The sequence below is a fragment of the Microbacterium sp. NPDC056057 genome, assembly GCF_042266945.1.
Classification (GTDB): Bacteria; Actinomycetota; Actinomycetes; order Actinomycetales; family Microbacteriaceae; genus Microbacterium; species Microbacterium trichothecenolyticum_C.
Genome location: NZ_JBHJWS010000001.1, coordinates 1,131,405 through 1,149,417 on the forward strand (window position 1 = coordinate 1,131,405; position 18,013 = coordinate 1,149,417).

The 18,013-nt window shown below is 70.5% G+C and carries 12 protein-coding genes; 6 read left to right on the forward strand and 6 right to left on the reverse strand.

The annotated features are described in order from the left end of the window. Window positions 1-2: 2 nt before the first annotated feature. Window positions 3-3,122 (forward strand): glycoside hydrolase family 2 TIM barrel-domain containing protein, encoded by a 3,120-nt coding sequence (locus ACFC1K_RS04825; RefSeq protein ID WP_375870669.1) that lies wholly within the window; start codon window positions 3-5, stop codon window positions 3,120-3,122. 115 nt (window positions 3,123-3,237) lie between these two features. Here the strand turns inward: ACFC1K_RS04825 and ACFC1K_RS04830 are convergent, their stop codons facing one another. Next, window positions 3,238-3,690, reverse strand: coding sequence for an NUDIX domain-containing protein (locus ACFC1K_RS04830; RefSeq protein ID WP_375870670.1), 453 nt, complete (start codon window positions 3,688-3,690; stop codon window positions 3,238-3,240). A gap of 85 nt (window positions 3,691-3,775) precedes the next feature. On the opposite strand from ACFC1K_RS04830, the gene ACFC1K_RS04835 reads away from it, so the two are divergent. Next, window positions 3,776-5,053, forward strand: a complete 1,278-nt coding sequence (locus ACFC1K_RS04835; protein ID WP_375870671.1) for a serine hydrolase domain-containing protein — start codon at window positions 3,776-3,778, stop codon at window positions 5,051-5,053. A gap of 9 nt (window positions 5,054-5,062) precedes the next feature. Here ACFC1K_RS04835 and ACFC1K_RS04840 read toward each other — a convergent pair whose 3' ends face one another. The 3 genes from ACFC1K_RS04840 to ACFC1K_RS04850 are packed head-to-tail and all read right to left on the reverse strand — an operon-like array spanning window position 5,063 to window position 9,592. Next, on the reverse strand, window positions 5,063-6,331 hold the full coding sequence (locus ACFC1K_RS04840; protein WP_375870672.1) for a four-carbon acid sugar kinase family protein: 1,269 nt from the start codon (window positions 6,329-6,331) through the stop codon (window positions 5,063-5,065). Then, on the reverse strand, window positions 6,324-7,595 hold the full coding sequence (locus tag ACFC1K_RS04845; protein ID WP_375870673.1) for a RuBisCO large subunit C-terminal-like domain-containing protein: 1,272 nt from the start codon (window positions 7,593-7,595) through the stop codon (window positions 6,324-6,326). The genes ACFC1K_RS04840 and ACFC1K_RS04845 overlap by 8 nt, the downstream gene beginning before the upstream one ends. Window positions 7,596-7,600: 5 nt before the next feature. After that, the gene (locus tag ACFC1K_RS04850; RefSeq protein ID WP_375870674.1) at window positions 7,601-9,592 is read right to left on the reverse strand and encodes a glycoside hydrolase family 127 protein; all 1,992 of its coding nucleotides are present in this window, start codon (window positions 9,590-9,592) and stop codon (window positions 7,601-7,603) included. Between the two features lie 243 nt (window positions 9,593-9,835). On the opposite strand from ACFC1K_RS04850, the gene ACFC1K_RS04855 reads away from it, so the two are divergent. The 4 genes from ACFC1K_RS04855 (at window position 9,836) to ACFC1K_RS04870 (ending at window position 13,728) form a co-directional block, all read left to right on the forward strand. Beyond that, window positions 9,836-11,176: an ABC transporter substrate-binding protein gene (locus tag ACFC1K_RS04855; protein ID WP_375870675.1), complete on the forward strand. Its 1,341-nt coding sequence runs from the start codon at window positions 9,836-9,838 to the stop codon at window positions 11,174-11,176. Window positions 11,177-11,244: 68 nt separating this feature from the next. After that, window positions 11,245-12,126 carry a carbohydrate ABC transporter permease gene (locus ACFC1K_RS04860; protein ID WP_375870676.1) on the forward strand — a complete coding sequence of 294 codons (882 nt, stop codon included), beginning with the start codon at window positions 11,245-11,247 and terminating at the stop codon, window positions 12,124-12,126. A gap of 1 nt (window position 12,127) precedes the next feature. Then, on the forward strand, window positions 12,128-13,045 hold the full coding sequence (locus ACFC1K_RS04865) for a carbohydrate ABC transporter permease (RefSeq protein ID WP_375870677.1): 918 nt from the start codon (window positions 12,128-12,130) through the stop codon (window positions 13,043-13,045). Window positions 13,046-13,065: 20 nt separating this feature from the next. Beyond that, complete coding sequence (locus ACFC1K_RS04870; protein WP_375870678.1) at window positions 13,066-13,728, forward strand: aspartate/glutamate racemase family protein; 663 nt, start codon at window positions 13,066-13,068, stop codon at window positions 13,726-13,728. 249 nt (window positions 13,729-13,977) lie between these two features. Here the strand turns inward: ACFC1K_RS04870 and ACFC1K_RS04875 are convergent, their stop codons facing one another. Both ACFC1K_RS04875 and ACFC1K_RS04880 read right to left on the reverse strand, forming a co-directional pair. Further along, on the reverse strand, window positions 13,978-14,955 hold the full coding sequence (locus ACFC1K_RS04875) for a sugar-binding transcriptional regulator (RefSeq protein WP_375870679.1): 978 nt from the start codon (window positions 14,953-14,955) through the stop codon (window positions 13,978-13,980). A gap of 268 nt (window positions 14,956-15,223) precedes the next feature. Then, window positions 15,224-17,851: a family 78 glycoside hydrolase catalytic domain gene (locus ACFC1K_RS04880; protein WP_375870680.1), complete on the reverse strand. Its 2,628-nt coding sequence runs from the start codon at window positions 17,849-17,851 to the stop codon at window positions 15,224-15,226. Window positions 17,852-18,013: the final 162 nt, after the last annotated feature.

The following is an 18,013-nucleotide window of genomic DNA, read 5'->3' on the forward strand; positions in this document are numbered from 1 at the left end:
CTATGGACATGCAGACTAGCGGATGGTCCACCGTGATCTCCACTGAGCCCGACCTCTCCCGCGATGGCGTCGAGCGGTACTGGGAGAGCACCGCTCCGGGAGCGGGACGACGGATGCCGCGGGCCGACGCCGTCAGCGATGCCCCGACGGTCGACCTCAACGGGGTGTGGCGCTTCCGGCTCTCGCCGACGGCGGCGGGCACGGGGTCGGCATGGATCGCCGACGACTTCGACGACGCGGGGTGGGACGCGATGCCGGTGCCGTCGCACTGGGTGCTCGAGGAGTTCACGCCGCTCGCGGGCGGCCCCGCGCGCCGCATGCTCGGCACCGACGAGGGGCCGCTCTATACGAACACGGCCTACCCGATCCCGCTCGATCCGCCTCGCGTCTCGACCGAGAACCCGACGGGCGACTACCGGCTCGTCTTCGGCGTCCCCGAGACCTTCGGCCCGGCGGTGCTGCGCTTCGAGGGCGTCGACTCGTGCGCGAAGGTCTGGCTGAACGGCGAGGAGCTCGGCTGGTCGACCGGCAGCCGCCTGCCGTTCGAGTTCGACGCACGGGTGCGGCCGGGACGCAACGTGCTGTGCGTGCGCGTGCACCGCTGGTCCGCAGGCACGTACCTCGAAGACCAGGACATGTGGTGGCTCCCGGGCATCTTCCGCGACGTGCAGCTGCTCGCGCGCCCGGCGGGTGCCATCGACGACCACTTCGTGCACGCCGACTACGACGCCGCGACCGGCATCGGCACGCTGCGGGTGGATGCCTCGACCGAGGCGGTCGTCGAGATCCCCGAGCTCGGCATCCGTGTCGCGGCCGGAGAGACCGTGACGATTCCCGTCGACCCGTGGAGCGCGGAGCGGCCGCGGCTGTATCGCGGGACCCTCCGCTCGAGCGGCGAGACGGTGGAGCTCGCCGTCGGGTTCCGGCGCGTCGAGGTCGTCGACGGCGTGTTCACGCTGAACGGGCGGCCCGTCACGTTCCGCGGCGTCAATCGCCACGAGCACCACCCCGACACCGGTCGCACGCTCGACCGCGACACGATGATCCACGACATCGTGCTCATGAAGCGCGCGAACGTCGACGCCGTGCGCACCAGCCACTACCCGCCGCATCCGGAGTTCCTGCGCCTGTGCGACGAGTACGGGCTGTGGGTGGTCGTCGAGGCAGACCTCGAGACGCACGGGTTCATCTACGAGGGATGGGCGCACAACCCGCCGGCGCTGCCCGAGTGGCGTGACGCGATAATGGACCGCCTCGTCCGCACCGTCGAGCCGCACAAGAACCACCCGAGCATCGTCGTGTGGTCGCTCGCCAACGAGAGCATGACGGGCGACGGCTTCGCCGAGATGCGCCGCTGGCTCGACGAACGCGATCCATCCCGCGCCGTGATCTACGAGCGCGACCCGAGCTACCGGGACTCCGACTTCTACTCGCTCATGTACCCGTCGCTCGAGCTGCTCGACCAGATCGGCCGTCGCGAGGAGCCCCGCGGCGGGCGGCTGAGCATGCACGGCATGGTTTTCAACGAATCCGGTGGCGTCGCGCCGCTGCCGGAGGGCGTCACCGAGGCCGACGAGGAGCGCCGGCGCGCCCTCCCCTTCCTCCTCGTCGAGTACGCCCACGCGCAGGGCAACGGCCCCGGATCCCTGCAGGACTACTGGCGCATCATCCGCGCCCACGACCGCCTCTGCGGCGCGTTCGTGTGGGAATGGATCGACCACGGGTTGAACGCCGTGACCGACGACGGGGTGCCGTTCGTCATGCACGGCGACGACGTCGACTACGAGCCGCGCGGCGGCCGGTTCGGCCTCCACGGGCTGGTGTTCAGCGACCGCACGCCGACCCCGGGCCTCGTCGAGCTCGCGAAGGCGCACGAGACGATCGGGATCACGGTCGGCGACGACACCGTGCGCATCGTGAACGATCGCCACAGCGCCGACACGGCCGACCTCGCATTTCCGTGGTCCGTCGAGGCCGACGGCGAGGTCGCCGCGAGCGGGCTGCTGTCCGTTCCCGCCCTCGCGCCGGGGGAGTCGGTGGAGGTCTCGATTCCGGATGCTGCCGCCACCGCGGTCGCGTCGGGCAGACGCGACACCGTGCTCACCGTCGAGGCGGCGCTCGCCGCGGACGAGCTGTGGGCGCCGGCCGGGCACGTCGTGGCGTGGGGGCAGCGGGTGCTCGCGCCCGCGCCCGCGGACGCAGGCACCGAGGCCGAGAAGCCGCAGACCGATCGAGACACCGCGCGTGCCGCGGTTTCCCCGCAGCTTCGGGATGTCTCGCGCACCGCCGGCGAGATCCGGCTCGGATCGGCCACATTCGGCGCGACGACGGGCCGGCTGCTGCGACTCGGCGATCTCGTGCTCGACGGTCCGGTGCTCGACCTGTACCGCGCGCCCACCGAGAACGACCACGGTCAGGGCGAGACCAACAACATCGCCGGCGTGTGGCGCAAGACGATGCTGCACCGGCTGCTGCACCGCGTCGACGAGGTCGACGCGGGCGACGGACGGCTCCGGGTGAGCGGGCGTACGGCGCCGCGCACGCACCCGCACGGCGTCGCCTGGACGATGATGTGGACCGCCGACGGCGACGGACTCGTGCTCGAGGTCGACGCCGACTTCGTCGGGCCGTGGACCGACACCCCGTACATGCAACGCGACATCCTCGTGCCGCGCCTCGGGCTGCTGTTCGGGCTCCCTGGCGCTGCCGAGCGGGTGACGTGGTTCGGCCGCGGTCCGGGTGAGACCTACGTCGACTCGTTCGAGGCCTCACGCGTCGGGCGCCACGGCCGGTCGATCGACGACCTCCAGGTGCCGTACCCCGTGCCGCAGGAGAACGGCAACCACGTGCAGACGGGGTGGCTCGAGGTCGCGGGCGCCGGCATCCCGTCCCTGCGGGTCGAGGGTCGTCCCGAGTTCGACTTCACCGCCCGCCGCTGGACGTCGCACGACCTCGATCGTGCCGCCAAGCCCCACGACCTCGTCGATTCGGGCCGGGTGTGGCTCAACATCGATCACGCGCAGCAGGGTGTGGGCTCAGCATCCGTGGGTCCTGCTCTTCCGGAGAAGTACCGGATCCCGCGTGAGCGTACGACGTGGAGCGTGCGGCTCGAGGCGTTCTGAATCCTCCGCCGGCGAATACGCCGCGCGCGAATCTCGGAGATCCGGCGAGAATCGGACGGATCCGGGCCCAAGCATCCGAAACTCGCGGGATCCCCGATTCTCGCGGGTCGTCGCGTCAGAAGCCGTGGCTGAGCAGGGTCGCCCCTGCGCCCGCTCGCAGCGCGCCGAGAGCCTCGCGCTCGTACTCGGGCATGCGGTCGGGGAGGACGTCGAGGGCGAACCAGGCGAGCTCGGCGCACTTGCGCGGCTCGAGGATCTCTGGCTCGCCCTCCCACTCGTCGCACACGAAGAACCAGTCGACGCGCTGCTCGATCGGGTTGTCGGTGCCGTCCGTGCGCTGCATGACCGCGACCGGCGTCAGCGTCGCGGCGGCGAGCGTCAGCCCGAGCTCTTCGCGGACCTCGCGGATCGCGGCGTCCACGGCGGTCTCGCCGAGCTCGACGTGTCCGGCGGCGCCGGCGGCCCAGCATCCGTCCATGTAACCGGTGTTCTGACGCAGCTGCAGCAGCACCGCCCCGCCGCGGCGGAGATAGACGTACGACGAGGGGACGACGGAGAAGCGGGCCACGGCGACCCAACCTACCGGGCGCCGCCATCGCCCGACGCCGGATCGATGCTTGTCGCACGACGGATCGGCAGGCCACACTTCGATCATGACCACGTCGCGACGCGCCCTCCTCTCGCTGGCGGCACTCGCCGCGATCGTGTCCATCGCCACCGGCTGCACGGTGGGCGTCCCCTCCGCGGGGTCGGCCACCCCTTCGATGACGCCGACTCCGACGCCGACCTCGTCGGCGCCGAGCAGCGTCGAGGCCGACGCGATCATGCAGATCGTCGAGGACTACATGGACGAGGCTCACCTGCGAGCGGTGATCCTGCGCGTCTCGGTCGACGGTGAAGACGTCGTCCGCGACGCCGTCGGCGAATCCATCACGGGCGTGCCGGCCACGGTCGACATGCACTTCCGAAACGGCGCCGTCGCGATCTCGTACATGTCCACGCTCATGCTCCAGCTGGTCGACGAGGGAAGGATGGGCCTCGACGACCGAGTGTCGCAGTACCTGCCCGATCTCCCGCACGCGGACGAGGTGACCGTCCAGCAGCTCGCCCAGATGACCAGCGGCTACCACGACTACGTGCTGGGCAACGACGAGTTCGTGCAGATCGCGTACGCCGATCCGTACAAGATGTGGACCACCGAGGAGCAGCTCGCGCTCGCCGTCGACGATCCGCTGTGGTTCGAGCCGGGCACCAACTGGGCCTACGCGCATACGAACTACGTCATCCTGGGCCTGGTGCTGGAGGAGGTCACAGGGATGCCCCTCCAGGATGCGCTGCAGGAGAAGGTGCTCGACCCGCTCGGCCTCGATGAGACGACGCCCTCTCTGACGGGTGCGATCCCGGAGCCGGCCCTCCACGCATTCACCTCCGAGCGTCGCGGATACTTCGAGCTGCCGGCCGACGCGCGGTTCTACGAGGAGTCGACCTACTGGAACCCGTCCTGGACGATCGCCCAGGGCGCCATCCAGACGAGCACCATCGACGACGTGCACGACAGCGCGATCGCGATCGGGACGGGCGCGCTGCTGTCGGACGAGTCGTACGAGCGCATGACCTCGACCGACCTGCGCGGCAAGACGACGGCGATCGAGGGATGCGTCAACTGCCGCCCCCTCGACGAGTTCGCGACCTACGGCCTGGGCCTGTGGATCACGGGCGACTGGTACCTCCAGAATCCGCTGTTCTCCGGCTACGCCGCTGTCAACGCCTACCTGCCGTCCGAGAAGGTGGCCATCGCGGTCGCCGTCACCTACGAGGAGGACGCCTTCGAGGCCGACGGCGGCTACCCCAACGGCGGTGACGAACTGTTCCGCCGCATCGGCGCCTACCTCGCGCCCGACGATGCGCCGCCCGTGCGTCCGGCACCGTGAGCCGAAAGTTCAGGAGCCGAGTGCGGCGACGTCGGTGAACAGGGCGTCGGCCCCCACCTGCCCGCCCTTGAGCAGCAGCTCGAGTCCGTCGACAGCGGGGTCCGCGGCATGCGCCCGCAGCAGCACGACGTTGCCCCACGGGTTCGCGGCGATCGAGAGCGACTCCACGCCGAGCAGGCGCGTGACGCGGCTCGACGTGTCGCCACCGCACACGATCACGCGGCGTGCCGCTGCGTCGTCGGCGACGGCGGAGATGACGGATGCTGCCGCCTCGGCGATCGCCTCGAGCACGGGGCGGTTTCCGGCAGAGGTCGCGTCGGCGTCGTCGGAGGTGAGCACGACGCCGCGTCCGGCGCGCAGCGCGGCGATCACGTCGGGCACGACGGCGTCGCGTGCAGGCCCGCCGAGCGGCAGCGGCTGCACCAGCCAGCCCGCGGCGGCGGCGGCATCCGCCTGCCGGCGCGTCTGCGCCGAGCGGCTGCCCGATACGACGAGCACCGGCCCGGCCGCGGGGCTCGATGCCGGGATGGTGGGCCCGCTCCGCGGGTGCGCGGCGGCGATGCCGTGGGAGAGACCGCCCGAGCCGATCGCGAACACCGGAGCGGGAAGCGCCGCGACGGCCTCGCCGACGGTCACGAGGTGCTCGTCGGTGAGGGCGTCGAGCACCAGCGCCGACTCGGCGGCGCCGCGCAGCAGCGCCTCGAGATCGTCGAAGGCGACGAGCGGGATGGAGCCGACGGGCAGGTCCGTCTGGCGGCCGATGTGGACCGCGAGGTCTGCCTCGGTCATCGGCGTCGAGGGGTGGTGCGACATCGTCGGCTGGCGGTCGAGCCGGTAAACGGTGCCCCGCTCAGCGGCGAAGTGCTGGCCGAACAGTGTGTACCGCCCGAAGTCGGGCTGCGCGAACAGCATCGGCACCGGGCGCTCGCCGAACGATTCGCGCGCGAGCTCGACGACGCGGCCGAGACTGCCCACGCCCGGCGCGGAGTCGGCCGTGGAGCACGCCTTGTACTGCACGATCGCCGGCTCGAGCGCGGCGAAGGCGGCGAAGACCGGCCGCAGCTCGGCGTCCATCTCGTCGGGCGCGAGCGAACGCGAGATGCCGGCCACGCCGACCACGTCGACCTCGTCGGCCGCGCGGCGGAGGGCGGCAGCATCCGGGAGTCCCGTGAAGAGCCGCCCCGTCCAGCCGCGCCGCGCGAACTGCAGCAGCGCGTCGACGCTGCCGGTGAAGTCGTCGCCGTAGAACAGGGCGGCGCCGCGAGCGGCTCTAGGCACGGACCGGACCGAAGAGCTCGGCGGCCCGGCGGAGGGCGGAAGAGCTCTCGTAGGCGTCGTCGATGCTCTCGCCGCGCGCCGCCGAGGCCCACGCGTCGCGCATGCTCGCGACGCCGGCCGCCGCGCCGTCGGGATGACCGTGGATGCCGCCGCCGGCGAGCACGAGGAGGTCGGTCGTGCCGACGGCGGCATAGGTGGCGTGCGCGAGCCCGCCCCACTGTCCCGACGACAGCACGGGGAGCGTCGGCGTCAGGCCGAGGAGGGGCTCACGCACTGCGGCGATGGAGTCGAGCACCTGTTCGTCCGTCTCGTAGAACTTGTTGCTGATGCCATTCGTGTGCAGGTGGTCGGCGCCGGCGAGGCGCGCGAGCTTCTGCCACGCACGGAACCCTATCCCGACCTGCTCGGAGCGCCCGAATGAGCCGAACATCGCACGGTGTCCGTGGATCGGCACGCTGCTGTGGCTGCGGAGGAACTCGAGGCCCGGCAGCCCGATCAGGTTGATGCACGCCATCACGCACGTGCCGCCGGCGGCCACCACCAGGTCGTGGTTGGCCTCCAGCCGCCCGATGTCGTCGGTGATGTTGAACGCGTACATGGGCTTGCGGCCAGTGCGGTCGGCGTAGCGCTCGAGCACCGGCATGACCGCGGCGACCCGGTCGGCCAGCGGTGCGCTCGGCCCGTTGCCCTGCAGCTCGTCGTCCTTGATGAAGTCGATGCCCGACTCGGCGAGCTGACCGACGACCTCGGCGAGGTCGGCGGGGGACAGGCCGATGCTGGGCTTGACGATCGTGCCGATGAGCGCGCCCTCGGGCCGGCCGACCAGCCGGCGCGTGCCCTCGACCCCGAACGCGGGGCCGGGGTAGCGCTCGGCGAACGCCGGCGGCAGCTCGAGGTCGACCAGGCGGATGGCCGCCAGCTCCTTGATCTCGAAGAGGTTGCCGGCGACGGCGGCGAGCAGGTTCGGAAGCGACGGACCGAAGTTGTCGAGCGGGAACCGCAGCCGCATCCGTGCACGCCGCCGGAGGGCCGGGTCGCCGACGGCGCCCGGCAGGGGCGAGGCCCCGGTGAGAGGCAGCTCGTCGATGGACTCGACCTGGGCGGCGAAGCGCGCGCGCAGGTCGTCGGACTCGCGCTCGACGCGAACGAACGTGCCCGTGGACTGCTCGCCGGCGAGGACCTCGGCGGCCTGCCGCAGGGGCAGCGAAGTCTCGATGATGTACGTCGCGACGACGTGCTGGGACGTGAAGGATGACGAGGACATGCGCGTCACCAGACCAGCGGGAGCCAGACCGACATCTCGCCGGCGCCGCGATTGCCCCACGCGAAGTAGGGGATCAATCGCACCGGTGCCGTCGCGAGCGCGGTGTCTGCGAGGTCGTCGTACAGCGCGTCCTCGTCCGACCCGGGAAGGATGACCGCCTCCGTGTCGAGGGCGATCACACGGTGGCCCGCGACCTCGGCTTCGACCGGCGTCAACGCCGTGCCTCGACGGAGCGCGACCTGCTCGAGCACGGCGCCCTCGGGAAGATCGGCGGTCTCGACGCAGTACACGACCGGTCCGCGGCGCACGGCGACCTGGTTGGTCGCCTCCTCAGCGAGTCGGTGGGCGCGGAGCACCCGCACCGGCATGGGAAGCGTCAGCTCGACGACGTCGCCGGGCCGCCACTCGCGCTCGAGACGCGTGTACGTGCCGGGCTCGGTCACGGCGACGGGTGTGCCGTTCACGGTGAGCGTCGCGCCCGACGACCAGCCGGGAATACGGAGGTGGAGCGCAAGACCCCCGGCGGCAGCATCCGTCACGGTGAACGTGATCTGCTCGCTCCAGGGGTAGTCGCCGTCTTCTCGCAGGGCGAGACGGCGCCCGTCGTCGGTCGTCACGTCGAGCGTGCTGCCGCCGTAGAGGTGGACGAACAGGCCTTCGTCGCCGATCGACGCCGCGCGCTCGTGGAACCGCGCGAGCGTGCGCGCGATGTTGGGCGGGCAGCAGAAGCAGCTGAGGTACGACTCGCGCAGGCGCTCGTCCGACGGCGGGGGCACCGGCACCGGGTGGATCGCGGTGTCGCCCGGACGGCGAAGCGGGTAGGGGAGGTCCCGCACCTGGCGCAGCGCGTTGGTGTAGAAGTACTCGGAGCCGGCGAGGCTGATACTCGACAGGAGGCTGTTGAAGGCCACCTGCTCGATGACGTCGGCGTAGGTCGCGTCGCCCGTGAGCGCCAGCATCCGTTCGCCCCACAGGATCAGGCCGATGTTCGCACACGACTCGTTGTGCGCGGTCGTGTGCGGCAGCTGGAAGGCGCGGCCGTACGCCTGGTGCACGCGGCTGATCTGGTTCTGCCACGGCGAGCCGTCGGGGGAGGCTCCGTCGTAGAGGGCTCCGGCGCCACCGGTGATGTACAGCTTCGTGTCGACGACGTCGCGCCACAGGTTCTCGAGGACCGCCTCGAGCTCCTCGTCGCCCGTCTCGGCGACGAGGTCGGCGAGACCCGCATAGAGGTAGTTGGCCCGCACGGCGTGCCCGGCGACGACCGTCTGCTCGCGGACGGGGACGCGGTCCTGGTTGTCGTCGCCGCCTTCGAAGTCGTCGCGGACGCGGATGAACGCCTCCGACAGGCGCAGGTATTGCTCGTCGCCGGTCGCGCGGTAGAGGTCGATGACCGCCATGTAGTGGGACGGGCAGATGGCGCTGCGCGCGAGCTCGAGCGGCTTGTTGGTCGCGAGATCCTCGAGGAAGGCCGCTGCTTTGCGGGCGGCGTCCAGCAGTGTCGTCGATCCCGTCACTTCGTAATGGCGGACGCCGGCAGTGATGAGGTGGCCGAGGTTGTACGTCTCGAAGTTGAAGCGGTCGGCGAGGGCGAGGGCGTCCTCGTGGTTGCGCGTCGAGATGAGGGTCGGCGTGTGGAGGTAGCCGTCTTCGCGCTGCACCGAGGCGATGAGTCGCGCGATCTCTTCGATCCGGGCCGCGAGCTCCGGGTCGGGGTCCGTCTCGAGGCGCGCGATGGCCGCCTCGAGCCACTTGTAGAAGTCGCCGTCCATGAACGGCGGACCGGCGTGCGCGCCCTCCTCGAGTCCCGCGGCGATGCGGAAGTTCGTGAGCCCGGCGCTGACGGCCGGGTCGCTCAGGGAGGACCAGATCTGGGGGATGGTGACGTCGCGCGTGCGATCGTGGACGTCTCCCCAGAAGCCGCTCGCCCAGCGCGCGCTGTCGGCGCCGAGGGGTCGCAGCCGGGCATGAGCCCGCGTCGCGGTCGTGGCGGTCATTGCTGTTCCTTCCGAGTGGCGTTCAGTCTCGTGCTCGTCGTCGTGTTGCGGCAAGCGCGGGCCGATACAGGTCAGAGGAGGCGGCGCTGAAAGTTCTCGCAACGCTGCATCGAAATGCAGTGTAACCCCTGAATCGTCTCAAAGTGAATAGAATTTCAGTACTGACTGTTGACACACGTCGAAATCGTGCCTACTGTCGTGGTCGTACCTTTCACCCGCATGGTCGTCGTCAAGGAGGACGCTATGAACACCCGCAGCAACCGTCGCCGCATCGCAGCGCTGGGAATCGCCCTGGCCGCGGTGCTGCCGCTGGCCGCCTGTGCCGGCAGCGGCACGCCCGAGCCCGGTTCATCGGAGGCGGGCGGCGGTGCCGGCGGCACCGATCCCGAAACCTTCACCGTCATGACGGCGAACGAGAACCCGGTGCTCGAGGAGCAGCTCACCGCACTGTCGGAGGGCGCCTGCAAGGCCGAGAACGAGGCCCTGCCGATCGAGCACCAGAAGGTGGCACAGGCCGACACCGTCCAAAAGGTGACGCTGCTCGCCAGCCAGGGTGCACTGCCGACGCACACGATCGCGGGCACCGCGCTCATCCGTCCCGACGGCGACCTCAACGCCGCCGGCCTGGTCGGCGACCTGAAGGCGGCGCTCGAGGGCTCGGGCGCCTGGGATAACGTGCTCCCGGCCGCCGCGTCCACCGTCGAGCAGGTCTACGGCGGCATGTACTCGATGCCGTACCAGTACAACGTCGAGGGCATCTTCTACAACAAGGAGATCTTCGCGGACAACGGCATCGAAGAGCCCCAGACGTGGGACGACCTCCTGGACGCCTCCGCCACGCTCCAGGACGCGGGCATCACCCCCATGACCGAAGCCGGTGCCGCCGGATGGCCGCTCACGCGCATCCTCGGCATGTACGTCTTCCGCAACGTCGGCCCTGATGCGATGGTCGCGATCCGCGACGGCAAGGCGAAGCTGACCGACCCCGAGTACGTCGAGGGCGCCCAGGCGCTCGCCGACTACGCCGACGCCGGCTACTTCGGCGAGGGCTTCTCGACGCGCGACGGCGACACGTCCTCGAACATGTTCCTCACCGGCAAGGCCGCGATGACCTACGACGGCTCGTGGCTGCTCAGCGCCATCAACGACCCGGCCCGCAACCAGATCGGCGGCGAGAACGTCGGCTTCATGCCGTTCCCCGAGGTCGACGGCGGCAAGGGCTCGATCGACCAGTACGCCGCGAACGCGGGCGCCCCGATGATCATCAACGCCGAGCAGTTCGGCCCGAAGGTCGTCGATTGGATCAGCTGCATCGCCGAGAACTACGGCCAGCAGGCCCTGCAGGACGCCGGCGTGATCTCGGGCTTCAAGGTCAACGGCGACGTCACCGACATCTCGGAGAACACCGCCGAGATCCAGGAGCGGATCGCGGGCATCGACGAGACCGTACTGTGGTTCGAGGCGCTGATGGACTCGAAGAGCAACTCGCTCGCCTCCACCAACGCGACGCTGCTGACGACCGGCCAGATGACCGCCGAGGACTACATGACGCAGCTCCAGGCGAGCATCGACGCCAACGGCTGACATCCCGTACCGGCTCCCCGGGCCCTCGCCCGGGGAGCCGGCTCTTCGACAGAGAAAGCAGTTCGCAGATGAACTCGATCTTCGGAGATCGGAAGACGATCTTCATCCTGCTGGCACCGGCTCTGGTGCTGTACACCCTCCTGAAGGTGGTGCCGGTCGGCTGGTCCCTCGGCCTCTCCTTCTTCGAAGGCAACTCGCTCCGCGGGTTCGAGTGGGTGGGCGTCCAGAACTTCATCACCTTCTTCAGCGACCCGAACGCCCTGCAGTCGATGTGGGTGAGCGTCTTCTTCGCGATCGTCGCCACGATCGGCCAGGTCACCCTCGGCTACGGCCTCGCGCTCCTGTACGTCTTCGTCCTGCGCAAGGGCTCGACGCTCGTGCGGACGTTCGTGTTCTTCCCGACCGTGCTCCCCACCGTCGCCGTCGCGCTGCTGTTCCGCAGCTTCGTCGCCGTCGGTGACAACCAGGGCCCGGTCAACGACATCATCAACTTCTTCGGCGGCGAGAGCGTCGAGGTGCTCGCCTCCACCGTGGGCACGATGACCCTCGCGATCCTCATGACGCTGTGGAGCTCGATGGGCTTCTACGCCGTCCTCCTCTACGCGGGGCTTCTCGACATCCCCGAGGAGGTCATCGAGTCCGCCCGGCTCGACGGCGCGAACGGCCTGAAGCTCGTCCGCCACATCGTGGTGCCGCTGTCGCTCCCGATCCTGCTGTCGTCGATCATCTTCAGCCTCAACGCGACGCTCAAGGTCTTCGACAGCCTCCTCGCCCTCAACGGCGGCGGACCCGGCACCTCGACCGCGCCGATGACGCTGTACATGTACCGCACCGCGTTCGAGTACGCCGAGTACGGCTACGGCTCGACGATCGCCGTCCTCCTCACCGCGCTCTGCCTGGTGTTCACCCTGGCGATCTTCCGATCGTCGCGCCGCAAGGCGGAGGTCTGACATGACTCTGACGCACACCGAGAAGCCCGCGTACACCGTCGCGACCCCGACGGTCCGCAAGCCCGGGCCGGGCCGTGCCAAGCGCGCCGCGGTGAAGGCTCTCCGCCGCCTGCCGGTCTGGATCCTCGTCGCCGTCCTGATGGTCGTCGTGCTGTACCCGCAGGTCTGGATGGTGCTCGGCTCGTTCAAGACGCAGTCGGAGTTCCTCTCGAACCCCGCGCTGTCGCTGCCCGAGACGTGGAACTTCGACAACTACGTCACCGCCCTCACGAACGGCAATGTCGCGCGCAACTGGCTCAACAGCGTGCTGGTGACGATCCCGTCGGTGATCTTCATCGTCTTCATCGGCGTCGCCGCCGGCTACGCGCTCGAGGTGATGATCTGGAGGGGCCGCAACGGGGTCCTGCTCTACATCCTCGCGGGCATCATGGTGCCCGGTCAGATGATCCTGGTCCCGCTGTTCATCACGTACTTCCGCATCGGCATCACCGACACGCTGTGGCCGCTCATCATCACCTACACGGTGATGGGGCTCCCACTGACGACGTTCCTGATGGCGACGTACTTCCGCTCGGTGCCGCGCGAGATCTTCGAGGCCGCGACCGTCGACGGCTCGGGACCGCTGCGCTCGTTCTTCGTGATCGGTGTCCCGATGATGAAGAACGCGATCCTCACGATCGGCCTCGTGCAGTTCTTCAGCGTCTGGAACGACCTGCTGATCGCCCTGACGTTCACGACCCGTCCTGAGCTCGCGACGATCCAGGTGGGCCTCCTGAGCCTGAGCGACGAGTACGGGTCGACGCAGTACGGCCCGCTGTTCGCGGCCGTGAGCATCAACATCGTGGTGCTGCTGATCCTGTTCCTGACGCTCAACAAGAAGATCATGGCCGGCATGTCCGGCGGCGCCCTCAAGGGCTGAGAAGCTGAAAGGCTGGGTGCATGAGCTCCTCCGCGCCGCGCATCGCGTTCCTCCACACCGGAGCCGTCAACATCGCCCCCTTCGGCGCGCTGGCGGCGGAGTTCCTCCCCGGCGCGACCGTCGTGAACTACCTCGACGACCGCATCGTCGCCGACCTCGGCGATGACGCGCGCGCGGCCTCTGTGCCGGAGCGCATCGACGACCTCGTGCGCGCCGCGGCCGCCGGGGGAGCGGATGCCGTGATGTTCACGTGCTCGTCGATCTCCGAGCTCGCCGCACCTGCCGCCGCGGTGGCAGGTGTGCCCGTCCTCCGCGTGGATGAGGCGATGGCGGATGCTGCGGTCCGGAGCGGTCGCCGCATCCGCGTGCTCGCGACACTGCCGACCACGTGCCGCCCGACTCTGGGCCTGCTCCAGGAGCGCGCGGCCCTCGCCGGCGTCGACCCGGAGTTCACGAGCGAGGTCATCGAGGGCGCGTTCGCGGCCGTCGCGGGCGGCGACCGCCCGACCCACGACCGCCTCGTCGCCGCGGCCATCGAGCGCGGCGCGGCCGAGGCCGACGTGATCGTGCTGGCTCAGGCCTCCATGGCCTCCGCCGCCGAGGCCGTGTCGGTCGACGTGCCGGTGCTCACGAGCCCCCGGCTCGGCGTCGAGCGCCTCGCCGAGTCGCTCTCTGCAGACTGACACCGTCGCCCGCCGGCGGGTCGGGGCGGTCCCCCGTACCGTGAGGCGACAGTTGACGGACGAGACCCTGGGGTTCACCCGGGGTCTCGTCCGTCAACTGTCGTCTCACCGAGACTGGGGAATTGCGCCGAGACCTGGGGCGACGGCCCCGGTCTCGACGAGGATCCTCTGTCTCGGCGCCTAGGGAGGCGGGGATGGATGCTGCCGCCCGGGGCGCGGCGCGGGCCGGGCGGGGCGGGGCGCGGGTCGTCAGCGCGCGGCGAGAGCTTCGGCCGAGCGCAGGTCGGTCACGAGCGTCGTGACCCAGTCCCCGGCCAGGGCGCCGTGGATCGCCTCGAGCTTGCGCTCGCCGCCGGCGATGCCGACGCGGCGCGGGATGCGGCGGAGGCCGTCGACGGTGATCGCGATGATGCGGTCGTCGAGCGCGCCGCGCACGAGCGAGCCGTCGGCGCGGAAGATGCGGTGGCAGATGTCGCCGACGGCGCCCCGGTCGAGCAGTGCCTGACGCTCCTCGGCGGCGAAGGCGTTGCCGCTCGCGGCGAGGGCGTCGGACGGCTCGATGCTGCCGATGCCCATGATCGCCATCGTGAGCTCGTTCCAGTGGCGCGCGACCTCCTGCATCGAGGGGTCCTGCAGCAGGCTGTCGCGGATCGCCGGGTCGCCGACGACGCCCGGAGCCTGCACGTAGACGGGCTCCGCGCCGAGGGTGCGGGCCAGTTCGCCGAGCAGGCGGTTCGAGTGGCTCTGGGCCTCGGGGGCGCCGACGCCGCCGAGCAGCTGCACGACCTCGGTCGCGCCGCGCACCGTGAACGGGCGCATGCGGTCGACCATCGCGAGGATCGTCTGGCTCCACGACGAGACGCCGATGCGGTCGGCGCCCGAGAGGGTCGCCTCGAGGTACGCGGCCGCCCCCGCCCCGAGCGAGGCCAGCAGCTCGCCCTCGTCGGCCTCGGGGTCGACGTCGACGATGACGGCCTCGGCGAGACCGTACTTCTCCTCGAGCTGCTCCTCGAGCTCGGCGTAGACGCCGGGTGCGACTGTGACGATCGTGCGCACGATGCCCACGGATTCCGCCCGCTTGAGCAGACGGGAGACCTTCGCCTGTGAGATATTGAGCGCGGCCGCGATGTCTGCCTGGCGGACACCCCGTTCGTGGTACATGCGCGCGACCTTCGTGAGCAGGCGCACCTGCCCGTCCGCGGGCCGGGTGTAGGGCGTCAGGGGCACAGCGTCTCCGATCGTGGCGATCCGGTGTGTATTCGGATTCGCTAACGAAAGGATATTCACTCTCCGCGCAGAACGCCACCCTTGACGACGTGTGGATTCACACATCGACCGGGGATTTCGGATGCCGCGGGCCGCAGCATCCGAAATCGCTCGTCATTCGTTGGCCCGCAGCACGCATGCGAATCGCCAAGACACGCCGGGCGTGGGTGGGACGTACCGGCGCGTCTTGGCGACTCAGGCCCCGAAGGGCGGGGCAGGGCGGGAAGGGTCAGGCGCGGAGTGCGGCGCGGACCGGAGCAGCCCCCGCCGGCACGGGCACCACGCGGGTGTGCGTGCCCGGAGCGAGCGTCTCCTCGTCGGCGCCGTCGAGGTCGAACACGGCCTCGGCGCCGACGGGGACCGTCGCCTCGACGTGGAGCTGCCCGTCCTCGATGCGCCACGAGATCGCCGCCTCGCCGTACGCGGTGAGCTGACGGGCCGAGGCGGACGTCAGTCCACCGCCGGGGCGCGGGGCGAAGCGGATGCGGCGGTAGCCGGGGGCGTCGGGGGCGAGCCCGCCGATGACGCGGTGCATCCAGTCGGCGACGGCGCCGAGTGCGTAGTGGTTGAACGACGTCATCTGCCCCGGGTTGACGGTGCCGTCCGGGAGCAGCGAGTCCCACCGCTCCCACACGGTCGTCGCACCCTGCTCGACCTGGTACAGCCACGAGGGGCACTCGCGCTCGAGCAGCAGGTCGTACGCAGCCGCGACCTGGCCGCCCGAACTCAGGGCGTCCGAGACGAGCGGCGTGCCGACGAAGCCCGTCGCGATGCGGTTGCCCGCCGCGTGCACGAGGTCGGCGAGGCGGGTGGCCGCAGCATCCCGTCTCACGGGATCGCTGATCAGGTCGAACTGCAGACCGAGGGCGTACGCCGTCTGGGCGTCGCTGGTCATCGTGCCGTCGGCGTTCACGTATGCGGCCTCGAAGGCGGCGACCACCTCGTCGGCGAGCGCGTCGTAGTGCGCCCGCTCGTCGGCCAGCCCGAGCACCTCGGCCATGCGCGCCACCGTCCGCGCCGACTTCGCGAAGTACGCGGTCGCGACGAGGTAGCGGTCGGTGAGGGCGTCGGCGGGGTCGTCCGGCGGAGCGGCCGGGTCGAGCCAGTCGCCGAGCTGGAAGCCCGAGTCCCACAGCCGCGAGGGCCCCGCGAGCCGCTCGAGCAGGTCGACCCAGCGGTGGGCGCTGTCCCACTGCGCCTGCAGCACGCCGACGTCGCCGAACCGGTCGTAGAGCGTCCACGGGAGGAGCGTCGCCACGTCGCCCCACGCGGCGCCCGGACGCATCGGCGTCCACGCCTTGTCGGCGGGGATCACCGGCACGTACCAGGGCACGGTGCCGTCGGGCAGCTGCTCGATCGCGAGGTCCTGCAGCCACCCCGAGAGCATGCCCGAGACGTCGTAGAGGGTGGATGCCGTCGGCCCGAAGACCTGGATGTCGCCGGTCCAGCCGATCCGCTCGTCGCGCTGCGGGCAGTCGGTGGGGATGTCGACGAAGTTCCCGCGCATGCCCCAGCGCACGTTCTCGTGGAGGCGGTTCAGCGCCGGATCCGAGGACTCGAACCAGCCGGTGCGCTCGAGATCCGTGTGGTAGACCCGGGCGACGAGGGCTCCGGCGGCGGCATCGGCGTCGAGGTCACCCGGCCAGCCGGTGACCTCGACGTAGCGGAAGCCGTGGAAGGTGAAGCGGGGTTCCCACTCCTCGACCTCGCGGCCGGCGAGCGTGTAGTTGTCGGTCGAGCGCGCGGCGCGCAGCGGGCGCGTGTAGATCTCGCCGTCCTGCATGACCTCCGCGGTGCGCAGGCTGACCGTGGTGCCGGCCTCGCCGGAGACCCGGATCCGCACGCGGCCCACCAGGTTCTGCCCGAAGTCGAGGATGCGCGAGCCGCTCGGCCCGGTGAGCACCGCGACGGGGTGGACCTCCTCGGTCGAGCGCACCGGAGGAGCGGTCGGCGCGACGAGCGTCGCGGGATCGCGGTGGCGCTCCTGCACTCCCTCCCACGCCGAGTCGTCGTAGCCGGGGGTGGACCAGCCGGGCAGCTCCTCGCGCGCGTCGTAGTCCTCGCCGTCGTAGATGCCGCTCGCGAGGATCGGGCTCGGCGCCGAACGCCACGAGTGGTCGGTCGCGACGATCTCGCGGGACCCGTCGGCATAGGTGAGCTCGAGCTGGCCGAGGAACGACTGGTCGTCGCCGTAGAGGTTGCGGAAGCCGCCGCGCCAGCCGAGGCGACCGCGGTACCAGCCGTCGCCGAGCCACGCCCCTAGCGCGTTGCCCCCGGGCGTCACGAGGTCGGTCACGTCGTACGTGTAGTACCGCAGGCGCTTGCCGTACACGGTCCAGCCAGGCGACAGCGCGTCGTCGCCGACCCGCCGGCCGTTGAGCTCGGCCTCGTAGACGCCGTGCGCGGTCGCGTAGAGGCGGGCGCGCACGAGCCCGTCGCGCACGTCGAAGCCGCGGCGCACGAGCGAGGGGCGCCGCTCGTCCGACATGGGGTTCTCGTTGCGCGTCGCGCCGACCGGTCGGGCGACCCAGTCCGAGGGCTCGAGCAGCCCGGCCTCGAGGACGGTGGGGACGGATGCTGCGGACCACGCGCCGTCCTCACCACGAACCGAGATCCGGACCGAGACGATCTCCCGCGAGCGCAGCGGCTCGGCGGGCCACGCCACGAGCACCTGCTCGCCGGAGTCGATGACGTAGGTCGTGACCTCGCCGCCGCGATCGACCTCGACGGAGTACGACGTCTGGCGCCAGCCCGACGGGGCTGAGGCGACGCGCCACGAGAGGCGCGGCATCCGCTCTCCGATGCCGAGCGGTTCGCGATGGTGTTCGATGCGGGGTGCGTCGACGATGACGGACATCGGGGTCCTCTCTTCTCACCGCTCGCCTGTCACGATGTGCGCGACGAGGCGGCAGGTCGTGACAGGTGAGCAGGTTCGAAACGTTTCAGAATTTGCGTGTACAGTGAGTGTCGCACGGAGATCGAAACGTTTCAAGCTGCGTGCGCGGTGCGAGTACACGGA